Source organism: Paraburkholderia solisilvae (assembly GCF_902859875.1).
Classification (GTDB): Bacteria; Pseudomonadota; Gammaproteobacteria; order Burkholderiales; family Burkholderiaceae; genus Paraburkholderia; species Paraburkholderia solisilvae.
Genome location: NZ_CADIKF010000030.1, coordinates 17836 through 30117, shown reverse-complemented (window position 1 = coordinate 30117; position 12282 = coordinate 17836). Strand labels below are relative to the sequence as shown.

Below are 12282 nucleotides of genomic sequence, written 5' to 3'. Positions count from 1 at the left end.
CTGTGCCTATGGGTGGCGACATATGTCGTCTTTCTGGAGAGTCGACATGAACAAGGATCAAGTGAAGGGTGTGGCGGAGAAGGTAAAGGGCAAGGCTAACGAAGCAATCGGCCGCGCCACGAACAATCCGGCGAAGGAGCTGAAGGGCGACGTGCAGCAGGAGGTCGGCCAGACCCGCAAGGACGTGGGCGACATGAAGGAAGCCGCAAAGGATGCGGCGAAGGACGCCCAAAAGGGTCGGCATTGATCGTTGATGTCTGACCGCCGCGAGGGCGGTTCGGCTGCTTGCAGCTGGATCGCTCTCGCGTTTTTTTGCACGGGGCTCGCCCCGCGTCGTCATTTTTGTAGTGGCCCTGTTGTCGTCCGGTCGGAGGCTGCTTGCCGGAATGGCGTCACGCTAGCGTCATGTCGTCTGTGCCGGCCTCACTCGACACGAGCGCATGAAAACGCTGACCGCCTGTCGCGATCCGATCCTGTGGTACGCGCTGCGGCTGTTATCCGGTCAGAGCACGCCGGATCTCCAGATCATCTGCGCGGCCGCGAGCAGCACACACACGAGTACGACAGCGCGAAACACGAGCGGATGCAGGCTGTCGCGCACCGGCCGCACGAGCAGCATGCCGGCAATCGCAGGCAGACTGGCCGCGGTGGAGATGGCAAGGTCGACGCCGTTGGCCTTTGCGCCGCCGCTGAACGTCGTGATCAGCGTGATGACCGACACGACCAGGATGATCGCGATGCGCTTCGTGAACACGCGGCCCGTCGCGCCCGATGCGATCAGATACATGGCGAGCAGCGGGCCGGGCACCGACGCGATGCTCTCCATCAACGCCGCGCCGAACCCCAGCACGAAGCCGATCGGCGTCACGAGCGTCGGTGCGAGGGTGAATCTTGGCGCGGCCAGCATCAATGCGGCGGCGAGAATCAGCATCGAGCCCGCCACAGCCTGAGCATGATGCGGTTCGAGTGCGATCAGCACCGATACGCCAATCACGTTGCCGATCACGGTGCCGGCAAGCGGCGCGGCAATGTCCTTGACCGTGCGCCACATCTCGCCGCCTTCGAGCGCCTGCGGGATATTGCCGAGAATGATCGGCATCGAGAGCAGCAGCACTGCCTGCTTGACCGGCAGGAAGTGCGTGAGAATCGGCATCGCGACGAGCGGCACGCCGATGCCGGTCATGCCTTTGACCATGCCGCCGAGCACCAGTGAGATGACGACACCTGTTATTTCAGCGACAGTGAGGGCCTGCAGTTGAGGGAACAGGAGCCCTGCGGAATGTTGGATGTCGAACATCGGCACGTAGTGGGTGGAATAGCGGGTGATACAACTGGGTGAGGCAGCGCGGTCAATCAGTGGAGGCCGGCTGCCATGCTTTTGTCGGTCCGATACGGTTACGGAACGCCGGCGCCGCTTTTCGCGAGCGGGTCGCCGTTTGCGATGGTCGCATCGACGACAACGGTGTTGGCGATGCGGTCATGCAGCGCTTGCGCTCGCCGGTTGAACCGCACCCACAGGAAGCCCGCGCCGCATAGCGCAAAGGTGAGCAGATACCCCAACGTGCGCAATACGGCCTGCTTTCGGGTCATCGGCTTTCCGGTGTCGGCGTCCACGATTCGTATCCGTACTGCGCGTTTTCCTGGTGAGGTACCCCACAGCATCCACATTGCGCCTGTGATGACAATCGGAACGCACTGGCCGACGAATAGCCATAACGCGACCGATACGCCCAATGTATCCGGTCTGGCCAGCAGATCCTCGGTCGAAGGACCGAGCGGAATGAACAGCAGGATTACCGTCCACCAGATCGAATCGATGAAAAGCGCACGGGCGCGCTGCGAGATGGTCGCGTAGGGCATGCGGATGATGTTTCGCCATGGTTATGCTTCTGGGTCTTCGGATCATGGATAAGCGGATGCGCCGCTATAGTAAGACGGCGGCACGGCATGATTATGTTGCATCGCTTTGCCCGTCCGGCTTCTTTCATTTTGCCTTCCGATTTGCTGACGCGGGTCAGGACATCAATGAGCGAGGAGACACTCTCTCGCTCATCGATGTCAACGTCTCTGCAAGAAACGTTTTCTTGTTTCCAGGTTTGTCTCCGTCACCATTCCTCACCGCTCGCAAGTATTTGCGCATGGTACTTGCGCGCCTCCTTTGCGATCTCGTCCCATTGTTCGACGGTTAGCGAAACGCTGTTCCTTGTCGGGTAAATGGTAAGTTTAAGGCTGTCGTCTTTTTCGACCGCCAGTTCCATAAACGGCTCGAAGCAACCCGGCCGATATATCTCCGCGTCGTCCAGAAGTCCCACCAGTACGTACGGATGCGCCGCGTTCACGTCGCTGAAACAGGTCGAATGCGATTTTTGCCATATCTATGGTCCTCCGAAGTTTCGTTCGTGGTTAGCGCCCATCAGTTAAACATCACAGCGTAGAGATGTTCGCAAAAGGATCAACGGCATTTGGCATTGACGGACGATGACCGCCGGTCAAATCCACCATCGCCTCGTCACCATTCGTCGCCACTCTCAAGCGTTTCCTTCAGAAATTCTCGGCCAACTGCCAGGATCTTTTCCCAATGCTCTTCGGTCAGGGAGATGTTCTCGTCGTCGATGCGATAAAAATTGAATGACAACCTGCCATCTCGAGTGACCTCGATCTGCATGAAAGGATGGCCCCGCCCCAGTTTGAACGTTTGATGGTCCGCAAGGAAATAGACGAACAGATACGGGTGCGTAGCACGAACATCATCGATCTGCTCGAAGATCAGCTTCCCCATGTCACGCATATCGCATGCATAGGGAAGTTCGCACGAAGACGGGCGGCATCACCACTCCTCGCCACTGTCTAATATCTCCGCATGATACTTCCGCGCTTCCTGCGCAATTTCCTCCCATTGCTCGATCGTCAGTGATATCGGCTTTTTCCCCGGATTTATTGTAAGAATGAGACGATTGTCCTTTTCGACCGACAGTTCCATAAATGGATCGGACGTGCTCGGCGTTCGCGGTTCGTCGTCTTCGAGGAGGCCTACCAGGATGTATGGGTGGGCCGCGTGTACATCGCTCAGTAAGTCGAAGGCTAGTTTCGTCATTTTCTTAGTCGCGGCTACGAGCAATATCGCCCTGGCCTTCGTGCCTTGGTCCCTCGATCAGCTTCAAACTTGCCCAATCCGGCGCTTGCAACGGGCCGTCGCCCCAACGCAGAAATTCGAGCTCGTATAGCTTGTCGGCCAGGTCCGCAAATAGCAGAACGTGCACAGGAGTACCGTCAGAATCATTTAACTGGCCTTCGATGGGATAGGTGTGCTGCCCATGGTCATCACCTCGCTCGTAGCCGGCGAGGTGAAAACGAATTAACGAAGCATCGTTCAGGATTTCTTCCGCGCGTGCGAGAGTCAAGTCGGAAAGGAGCTGAACTCTTTGCGCGGAATTGAGCTTGTCTGCCACAGCGCGAATGAATGATGCTTCGCCGTCTGTCAAACATCGCAGCATCGAGATGTCCGCACGAGGATCAACCGCATTCAGCATCGGCGGACGACGACGCGCCAGCCACATCCACCATTGCCTCGTCACCATTCTTCGCCGCTCTCAAACGCTTCCTTTAGGAATCTCGGCCAACTGCCAGAATCTCTTTCCAGTGTTCTTCGAACAGGTCGAATGCGATTTTCGCCATATCTACGAGCCTCCCGGGTTGTCGTTTATGGTGAGCGTCCGTGCGTGCAGCCGGCAATGCCAAACCGTGCATCGCACCAAATGTCTTCTGCACTGACGAGACAGAGGCAAAAAGGGTCTGCTGCCTTTGAGCAAAACCGCATCTGACACCGAGCGAACGATGCGTCACGTTCGTTTATACATCGGAATGCGCCGCATCTGAAGAATCACCAACGCCCTATTCCAGTATCGCAGGAGGAGGAAGATCAGATTCGCCATAAACCGAGCGCCAATCCGCTCCACCCACTCTTTTTCCCGCCTCCATGATCATCAAGCCATCGCCAGCTTCCGGATATGTCATGAGCGCTTCTCCGTCGAGCCTGTCCACATTGAAAATATCGACGATCCAGTCCGAAGGAGTTTTCATCAACACCGCGTATATCAAAACAGGAACGCTTTGGTCGATAGCAATCAGCTCGCGGCCCAAGGTGACCGCACCGCATCCACTTTGTTCGACCACGTCCTCATGACACACGGCCAGAAAGTACGGTGTGTCAATTTCACGTACTCGACATGTCTTGATTTGCTTCTTCCAAATTTTTACGCGATGGCCGTATAGCGGCTCATTGACGTCGAGCAAGAAGTCCAACAGCTTGTATTCACGCACTTCAAGTGAACGGGACATCAGGGATACCTTTATTGCCTGTCGTTACAAGATTGGGCGAAGCGAACCGACTCGTACCAGATCGGGGGATTGTCTGTACGCTGAATACTCAATGACGATGCCGTCAACAGTCACACTGAAAGTACGTCCTTGTCCGACGGCAAGTTGCGCACCGCTGTTTTCGGCGACATCTTGTTCAATCGCTTTTGTTACCGGTCCGCGTGGAATCCCTGCCGCGTCGACGTGACGATACGTGTGCCCGATCTGATTGTCATTCTTTCCCCAATTGATATTAGACTTGTCCAACAGGTTCGTCTTGCATTGCCCACCGTTACGACCTACAACAGACATCCCCCAACTCACCGCCCCCGCCGCCCACCTCACCGGCGGCAGCACGCACTCGACGCAAACATCCTCGAGCCCCGGCTCCGGCAACGCTCCAAGCGCCTTGAGCAACGCAAGCGGCCCGGGCGACGGCCCCATCGACAACGCCCCAGCCTCGTAATTATCCAGCCACCGGTCAATCTCGTCGCTGCTGACCGCCACCTCCGCGCCGCCGTCCGTCGCGAGCGTTCCGGTGCGCGAGACCACGCGCCCATCCGGCGAATATCCGTAGCTCACTGTCAGCCGCCTATCTACATTCCCGTTCGACGGCCGGCCGGACTCCAGATAAACGAACTTCGTGACGCGTCCGCGAGCGTCGTAGCTCACCGTCACGTCGGCATCTCCCGTCGAGATGCTCACCGGCCGATGCGCCGCATCCCTCAGGTAAACTCCCACCGTCCGGCCGCTGACGTAGTCGAGCCAGTCGCGACTGTTGCCCGACGCGTCCGTCGTTAGCCGCCAGTTCTCGGTCAGCACGCCGTTCGTGTACACCTGCATCGTCTTCAGGTGATTGAACGAGTCATACGTCATGCCGTACGTACGCTTCTGACCACCCGCCGTCGATGCATCGAATCCGCGCGCACCCGTCGGATCATCCGTCGTCAGTTCGCTGATGCCGGTCGCGTTACCCGCATCGTCGTAGACGAACGCACGCATCTTGCCCGGCACCGCCACCAGTGACGGACGCAGGCTCGTGCCGTCCGCGTATCGCATCGATGTGATTTGTGTACCCTGGCCGCTGCGCCGCATCACGCGAACCGGCCGTCCGGCGGCGTCGTAGGTGAACTCGCTGGTGCTGCCGTCCGCGGCCGTGTCCGTCAGCAGATTTCCCGACGCATCCCATGTCGTGCCCGTCGAGCCCGCTGCCGAACTGCTGCCCACCGGACGCGCGACGCCGCCCAACAGTGCAAAGTTCAGCGTGGTGCTCTGCCGGCTGTCGGTGACGGTCGTCGTCCCGTCGCCATAGGCGAACTGCACATTGCGCGTCGTGTCCGGATGGCTGACCGCGATCGCCCGGCCTTTCGCGTCGTACGTCCAGGTCGCGATGCGCGAGCCGGTCTCGTCGATCACACCCGTCAGCAAGGTCCAGAACGCCGTGTTCTCGTAGGCGAAGCGGCGCACGTAACCGTCGGGCCACGTGACCGATACCAGGTTGTCGTGCTGGTCGTAGCCGTAGCGCGTTACCGCACCGCCAGGCGCGGTGAGCTGCGTGATCCGCGATTTCGCGTCATACGTGAAGTGCAGCTCGAGGTCGTAATACGTGATGGAATCGTCCGCGTGCTCCGACACGGCGATCAGCAGGCCCGGCTCAGGCGCAATCGAAGACGGCGTATTCGCGTCGCTATACGTGAGCGTTGTCACGCGCCGCTCGTGCGTGCGCACCGTCTGCAGCACACCCTTTGTCGAATACGTTTCGCGCGTGTCGGTGGTCAGGTCCGTCACCGTCCAGCTCGACGCGCTTTCCGCGAGCGCGAACGGCATGCCGCCCGATGCCCGCCACAGGCCAGCTTCCTTGACGAACGTCAGCTTCGTTCCGTCGTCGCGATAGGCGATCACTTGCGGCGAAGTGCCGGTCGCCTTTGCTACATCCAACTGGCGTTGCCAGTTGTGAAACCAGTTGGTGCCGAACCCGGCGTCGGTCCGTGTGAATGGCGCGGAACGATAGGTCCGTTTGAACACTAACGGTGTGTCGCCGCCGCTGACAAAATCCGTTTCACTGAGCGTGGTGACGCCGGTCGCCGGATAAACCGGATCGCCTACCGCGCAACTCGCTTCGGGTGCTGCCGTCGACGGCGTATTGCAATAGCTGTCGATCAGGTCGAGCCGGTTGATGCAACTGTAGTTGCCCATCCCGCCGGGCGTGCCGCCGGCGACACTGATCGCGCAGCCGCGTGTGCCGGGTGTCGCGCGCGCTTGTGCGTAGAGTCCGAAGCACGACGTGTCGCCGCCGCTTGCATAGGCATCTGTTGCGAACGCAACGATGAAACCCAAGGCGAGCACGTGCACAAGGCGCGCGCGTGCTTTGCCCAGCCATCCTTTTTCAGGCATAAGTTCTCCGGATTGATTGTCTGCCGTTACCTGTTACGAACAGGTTTGACAAACATATCCAGAGAGACGGGGTTTGGGTCTACGAACGGGCTGAATTGGAGTGCAGGAATTTCTGCAATTGTTGGTGTACTACCTTCTACTTTTTCTGCGCACCGAAACGGTGGTGGCGAGCTTTGTGAACAGTTCAGCGAGGCGGTATGGGTGTGCGAAGAGAATCAGCCACAAGACTGCCCGGATGGGAAGTCGAGTGGCAACGGAACGCTTTCATTGCCCGCCAATACGGACGCCTCGCCCCCCTACTCCACCGTCACCGACTTCGCCAGATTCCGCGGCTTATCCACATCCGTCCCACGCGCACACGCGGTGTGATACGCAAGCAACTGCAGCGGCACCACATGCAGAATCGGCGACAGCAACCCGTAATGCTCCGGCATCCGAATCACATGCAGCCCTTCCGCATTGACAATGCGCGTATCCGCATCCGCAAAGACATACAGCTGACCGCCGCGCGCACGCACTTCCTGAATGTTCGACTTCAGCTTTTCCAGCAACGCATCATTCGGTGCAACGGTCACCACCGGCATCGCTTCAGTAACAAGCGCAAGCGGCCCATGCTTCAACTCACCAGCCGGATACGCTTCCGCATGGATATACGAAATTTCCTTCAGCTTAAGCGCCCCTTCCAGTGCGATCGGATAGTGCAACCCGCGCCCGAGGAACAACGCATTCTCCTTGCGCGAAAACTCTTCCGACCACGCGATAATCTGCGGCTCGAGCGCAAGCACGCTGTTCAACGCAGCCGGCAGATGGCGCAGTTGCTTGATGTAGTTGCTTTCCTGCGATGCGTCCACATGGCCACGCAGCTTGCCGAGCGTAGCGGCAAGCACGAACAGCGCAACCAGCTGCGTAGTAAACGCCTTCGTCGAGGCAACGCCAATCTCGCGCCCCGCATGCGTGAGGAACGCGAATTCGGTCTGCCGCACCATCGCGCTCGTGCCGACGTTGCACACCGCGAGCGTGTGCGGATGGCCAAGCGACTGCGCATGCTTGAGCGCGGCAAGCGTATCCGCGGTTTCACCGGACTGCGAAATCACGACAACCAGCGCCTTCGGGTTCGGCACCGAATCGCGATACCGGTATTCGCTCGCAATCTCCACCTGCGTCGGAATCTTCGCGATCGACTCAAGCCAATACTTCGCGGTCAGCCCCGAGTAATAGCTCGTACCGCACGCGAGAATCAGCAGACTGTCGATCTCCTCGAACACCTTCGGCGCACCTTCGCCGAACAGCGACGCGTCGAACGCATCGGCTTGCGGAATCGTGTCGCTGATCGCGCGCGGCTGCTCGAAAATTTCCTTCTGCATGAAATGACGATACGGGCCGAGTTCGACCGCGCCACCGTAAGCCGCGACCTGGCGCGCGTCGCGCTGCGCCGGCTGGCCATCGCGATCGACAATGCGCACGCCGTCAAGCGTCAGTTCGCAGACGTCGCCTTCTTCAAGGAACACGAAACGATCGGTGCTGCCCGCGAGCGCCAGCGCGTCGGACGCAAGGAAGTTTTCGCCTTCGCCCAAACCCACCACGAGCGGCGAGCCTTGCCGCGCGCCGACCACCGTATGCGGCTGGTCCTTGTGCAGCACCGCGATCGCATAAGCGCCGTGCAGTTGCTGCACGGTTTCGCGCACCGCCGCGAACAGGTCGCCGCGGTAGACGCTGTGGATCAGATGCGCGATCACTTCGGTATCGGTCTGCGAGACGAACTCGTAACCCTTGCCGCGCAGCATCTCGCGCAACGTCTCGTAGTTTTCGATAATGCCGTTGTGCACGATCGCGAGCGTGTCGCGCGAGAAGATCGGGTGCGCGTTGTCCGTGACCGGCGCGCCATGCGTCGCCCAGCGCGTATGCGCAATGCCGGTGACGCCGCCAAGCTTCGTGTCGCGCACCTGGTCGTCGAGATCGGCCACGCGCGCGACGCTGCGTGCGCGGCGCGGCTCGCCGTCGGCGAGCACCGCGACGCCGCACGAATCGTAGCCACGGTATTCAAGCCTCCGCAGCCCCTCGATCAAAACGGAAACGATGTTACGTTGCGCGACCGCGCCGACAATACCGCACATAGCTGATGATCCTTTTGCAGAGTTGGGTTGCAGAGTTCAATTGCGACTGCGGCGGATTGCGACGTCGAGCCCGTTTCGGTCTGTCGCGTCCGCCCTCGCAAGAATGTGCGCGGCGCGTAAAGCATGGCTGCGCCGGCCCCGTCAGCCTTTCTTTTTGGTCGGGCGCACATAACCTTGCTTGCCCGTTTGTGTCTTGTCGTTCAATACAAGCACGCCTTCCTCGACGTCCTTCCATACTGTCGTGCCGGCCGCGATCGTCGCGCCGCGGCCGACGCGCACCGGCGCGACCAGCTGCGTATCGGAACCGACAAATACGTCGTCTTCGATTACCGTGCGGAATTTGTTCGCACCATCGTAATTGCAGGTGATCGTACCCGCGCCGATATTCACGCGCGTGCCGACATCCGAGTCGCCGACGTAGCTCAGGTGGTTCGCCTTCGAGCCGCGGCCGATTACCGCGTTCTTCACTTCGACGAAGTTGCCGATATGCACTTCGTCCGCGAGCGTCGCGCCCGGCCGCAGCCGCGCGTACGGGCCGAGCACCGCGTGCGCGCCGACCTCGGCGCCTTCGATATGCGTATACGCATCGACACGCGTGCCCGCGCCGATCGTCGCATTGCGGATCACGCAATTCGGGCCGATCGACACGTTGTCCGCCAGCACCACGCGCCCTTCGAACACGCAGTTGACATCGATCGACACGTCGCGCCCGCATTCGAGCGACCCGCGCACGTCGATGCGCGCCGGGTCCGCAAGCGTGACGCCGGCAACAAGCAATGCGTCCGCGACGTTGCGCTGATGGATGCGCTCGAGTTCCGCAAGCTGCTGCTTGCTGTTGACGCCAAGCGTCTCCCACTCTTCATCGGGCTGAGCCGTGACGATTTCGAGGCCCGCTTCGATCGCGAGCTCGACGACGTCGGTCAGGTAGAACTCGCCCTGCGAGTTGTCGTTCTTCAATGCGCCGAGCCACGCGTCAAGCCGCGCGGTGGGCATCACGACGATGCCGGTGTTGATTTCGCAGATTTGTTGCTGCGCGGGCGTCGCGTCCTTCTGCTCGACAATGCGCTCGACCTTGCCCGCCGCGTTGCGCACGATGCGGCCATAACCGGTGGGATTGTCGAGCGTGACGGTCAGCACGCCGTAGCCGTGCTGCCCCGCGCCGTCAGTCAGACGGCGCAGCGTGCTGGCGCGCGTGAGCGGCACGTCGCCATACAGCACGAGCGTGGGCACCGATGGATCGAGCAGCGGCAGCGCCTGCTGCACCGCGTGGCCGGTGCCGAGCTGCTGTTCCTGCACGGCGAATTGCACGTCGGGCGCGGCGACGGCTTCACGCACCAGATCGGCGCCGTACCCGATCACGACGACCAGACGCGTCGGCTCGAGCGTGCGGGCGGTATCGATAACGTGCGCGAGAAGCGGCCGACCGGCCAGGGGATGTAGCACTTTCGGCAACGCGGAACGCATGCGCTTGCCAGTGCCTGCCGCCAGAATCACGATGTTCATGTCGTGGGCGTTGGACGAGTTTCGGGTGCGCAATTCTAACATGCGGCATCGCCGCAAAACCGCGCCGGAAGCCGCGAAGCGCGGACATGTACGGCACATCTGTCAAAAATTATTCCGGCTGTGCGTATGCGTAGCTCCGGCTTCGCATGCCGGAAAATGCATGGCGAACCGCATCACAGACCTTTCGCCAATACATCGCAAACGTTTCCGGTGCATTGGCGGATCGCCTCTGCACGCCTGGAATAGTCGATTCACGCCGAACGTTCTTCGGGATTGAGCCGCTGCCGCACCCATCCGACCGACCGAACCGCTGACGGAGAACCCCTTTGCCCCTTTCGCACGCGCCCTCGCGTACTTCGTCGACGTTGCCGGCCGACGCAACAACTCTTCGCGCCCCGTTATTCAGGCAGCCACTGCCCGCGTTGCCCGCGCGCCAGGTATCGGCGGCCGGCTTCGTGCGCGCGATGCGCAACAACGGTCTGCAACTGTGGACGAACGAAGCGTACGAAGCTGGCTACGTCGAAGAGCGGCTGTTCCACCAGAAGCGCGTGCTGCTCAACCAGCCGGAGATGATTCACCGTGTGCTCGTCGAAAACCACAACCACTACGCGCGCACCGAGTATGCGATCCGGCTGATCCGCCCGATCGGACGCTACAGCCTGATGCTGGCGACCGGCGAGCAGTGGAAGCATCAGCGCCGCACGATCACGCCGACGCTCGCGCCGAAGATGCTGCCCGTCCTCGCGCGCCATGTGGCCGCATGCACGGAAGATGAAGTGCGCTCGCTCGCCGCGCAGGATGGCGCGCCGGTCAATCTGTTGCCGGTCATGCAATCGCTTGCGCTCAAGATCGCGGCCCGCTCGATGTTTTCGCTCGAGATTCGCGAATATGGGCCGGCGGTGCGCGCCGCGGTGCAGGAATTCATGCAGCGGCACACACAGGCGAGCTTCGCGGAACTGGTGATGCCGTACTGGGTGCCGACGCCGCGCGATGTGGTGCGCAACGGATTTCGCAAACGCTGGCTCGCGCTTGTCGATCAGATCATCGATGCGCGGGAGCGCCAGCCCGCCGACGACGCTCCGCGCGATCTGTTCGATGCGCTGCTCGCCGCACGCGATCCGCACACCGGCGCCGCATTCAGCCGCGTCGAGCTGGCCGATCAGATCGGCACGATGATCGTCGCGGGTCACGAGCCGAGCGGCTTGACGCTGCTATGGGCGCTGTACCTGCTCGCCAATGTGCCCGATGCGCAAGCCGCGCTCGCCGGCGAAGTGCGCGACGTCGATCTGAGCCCGGAGCGTGCCGGCGATGCGCTCCAGGCACTCCCGTACACGCGCGCGGTAATCGACGAGACGCTGCGTCTTTATCCGCCGGCATGGGTGATCCTGCGCCGCTGCGTCGAGCCCGACCAGCTTGAAGGACTCGCAGTGACGCGCGGCACGCACATCATGATCAGCCCGTGGGTGCTGCATCATCACCGCGGCTACTGGCAGAACCCGGATGCGTTCGATCCCGCGCGCTTTCTGCCGGGCGCGCCGCAACCCGCGCGCTTTACTTACCTGCCGTTCGGCACCGGGCCACGCGTCTGCGTCGGCGCGCAGTTCACGCTCGCGGAAACGACGCTGGCGCTCGCGCGCCTCGTGCAGGCCTTCGATGTGCAACTCGCGAGCGACGAGCCGGTGCTGCCGGTCGGCCGCGCGACGACCGTCCCCGATCGACCCGTGCTGTTCCGGATGAAGCCGCGCTAGCGGCGACTGGATGGTGCTGGCTGGAAGGTGCTAACGGGCAAGCGCTGATTGGCGGGTGTTGGCCGATGGGTGCTAACCGACTGGTACCGATCGACACTGCTGGCGGACAAGCGCTAACGGGCAAGCACTGATTCGCAGGCGTTGGCCGATAGGTGCTAATCGACTGG

General features: G+C 61.2%; 12 protein-coding genes. 2 read left to right on the top strand and 10 right to left on the bottom strand.

The features are described 5' to 3' along the window. The first annotated feature begins 46 nt into the window (after nt 1-46). Nucleotides 47-247, top strand: a complete 201-nt coding sequence (locus HV675_RS18850; RefSeq protein ID WP_175112459.1) for a CsbD family protein — start codon at nt 47-49, stop codon at nt 245-247. A 255-nt stretch (nt 248-502) separates the two neighbouring features. Here the strand turns inward: HV675_RS18850 and HV675_RS18845 are convergent, their stop codons facing one another. From HV675_RS18845 to glmU, 10 genes are all read right to left on the bottom strand, one after another. Next, on the bottom strand, nt 503-1297 hold the full coding sequence (locus HV675_RS18845) for a sulfite exporter TauE/SafE family protein (protein ID WP_175112458.1): 795 nt from the start codon (nt 1295-1297) through the stop codon (nt 503-505). 98 nt (nt 1298-1395) lie between these two features. Further along, nucleotides 1396-1860 carry an RDD family protein gene (locus tag HV675_RS18840; protein WP_175112457.1) on the bottom strand — a complete coding sequence of 155 codons (465 nt, stop codon included), beginning with the start codon at nt 1858-1860 and terminating at the stop codon, nt 1396-1398. A gap of 245 nt (nt 1861-2105) precedes the next feature. Next, nucleotides 2106-2258, bottom strand: a complete 153-nt coding sequence (locus HV675_RS18835) for a hypothetical protein (protein WP_175112456.1) — start codon at nt 2256-2258, stop codon at nt 2106-2108. A 251-nt stretch (nt 2259-2509) separates the two neighbouring features. Next, the gene (locus HV675_RS18830) at nt 2510-2779 is read right to left on the bottom strand and encodes a hypothetical protein (protein WP_175112455.1); all 270 of its coding nucleotides are present in this window, start codon (nt 2777-2779) and stop codon (nt 2510-2512) included. A 48-nt stretch (nt 2780-2827) separates the two neighbouring features. Further along, a complete protein-coding gene (locus tag HV675_RS18825; RefSeq protein ID WP_175112454.1) occupies nt 2828-3094 on the bottom strand; it encodes a PC4/YdbC family ssDNA-binding protein in 267 nt (88 codons plus the stop codon). A gap of 4 nt (nt 3095-3098) precedes the next feature. Beyond that, nucleotides 3099-3557 (bottom strand): DUF6984 family protein, encoded by a 459-nt coding sequence (locus HV675_RS18820; protein WP_175112453.1) that lies wholly within the window; start codon nt 3555-3557, stop codon nt 3099-3101. A 334-nt stretch (nt 3558-3891) separates the two neighbouring features. Then, complete coding sequence (locus HV675_RS18815; RefSeq protein ID WP_175112452.1) at nt 3892-4338, bottom strand: hypothetical protein; 447 nt, start codon at nt 4336-4338, stop codon at nt 3892-3894. Nucleotides 4339-4362: 24 nt separating this feature from the next. Then, entirely contained in the window at nt 4363-6750 is a 2388-nt protein-coding gene (locus HV675_RS18810) for a DUF6531 domain-containing protein (RefSeq protein ID WP_175112451.1), read from the bottom strand. Between the two features lie 296 nt (nt 6751-7046). After that, nucleotides 7047-8864 (bottom strand): glutamine--fructose-6-phosphate transaminase (isomerizing), encoded by a 1818-nt coding sequence (glmS, locus tag HV675_RS18805; protein WP_175112450.1) that lies wholly within the window; start codon nt 8862-8864, stop codon nt 7047-7049. A gap of 141 nt (nt 8865-9005) precedes the next feature. After that, entirely contained in the window at nt 9006-10367 is a 1362-nt protein-coding gene (gene glmU, locus HV675_RS18800) for a bifunctional UDP-N-acetylglucosamine diphosphorylase/glucosamine-1-phosphate N-acetyltransferase GlmU (protein WP_175112449.1), read from the bottom strand. A gap of 326 nt (nt 10368-10693) precedes the next feature. On the opposite strand from glmU, the gene HV675_RS18795 reads away from it, so the two are divergent. After that, nucleotides 10694-12115 (top strand): cytochrome P450, encoded by a 1422-nt coding sequence (locus HV675_RS18795; RefSeq protein ID WP_175112448.1) that lies wholly within the window; start codon nt 10694-10696, stop codon nt 12113-12115. Nucleotides 12116-12282: the final 167 nt, after the last annotated feature.

Coding starts and splice junctions, on each gene's coding strand:
- HV675_RS18850 (WP_175112459.1), top strand. CDS start 47: ATGAACAAGGATCAAGTGAAGGGTGTGGCGGAGAAGGTAAAGGGCAAG.
- HV675_RS18845 (WP_175112458.1), bottom strand. CDS start 1,297: ATGTTCGACATCCAACATTCCGCAGGGCTCCTGTTCCCTCAACTGCAG.
- HV675_RS18840 (WP_175112457.1), bottom strand. CDS start 1,860: ATGCCCTACGCGACCATCTCGCAGCGCGCCCGTGCGCTTTTCATCGAT.
- HV675_RS18835 (WP_175112456.1), bottom strand. CDS start 2,258: ATGGAACTGGCGGTCGAAAAAGACGACAGCCTTAAACTTACCATTTAC.
- HV675_RS18830 (WP_175112455.1), bottom strand. CDS start 2,779: ATGGGGAAGCTGATCTTCGAGCAGATCGATGATGTTCGTGCTACGCAC.
- HV675_RS18825 (WP_175112454.1), bottom strand. CDS start 3,094: ATGACGAAACTAGCCTTCGACTTACTGAGCGATGTACACGCGGCCCAC.
- HV675_RS18820 (WP_175112453.1), bottom strand. CDS start 3,557: ATGTGGCTGGCGCGTCGTCGTCCGCCGATGCTGAATGCGGTTGATCCT.
- HV675_RS18815 (WP_175112452.1), bottom strand. CDS start 4,338: ATGTCCCGTTCACTTGAAGTGCGTGAATACAAGCTGTTGGACTTCTTG.
- HV675_RS18810 (WP_175112451.1), bottom strand. CDS start 6,750: ATGCCTGAAAAAGGATGGCTGGGCAAAGCACGCGCGCGCCTTGTGCAC.
- glmS (WP_175112450.1), bottom strand. CDS start 8,864: ATGTGCGGTATTGTCGGCGCGGTCGCGCAACGTAACATCGTTTCCGTT.
- glmU (WP_175112449.1), bottom strand. CDS start 10,367: ATGAACATCGTGATTCTGGCGGCAGGCACTGGCAAGCGCATGCGTTCC.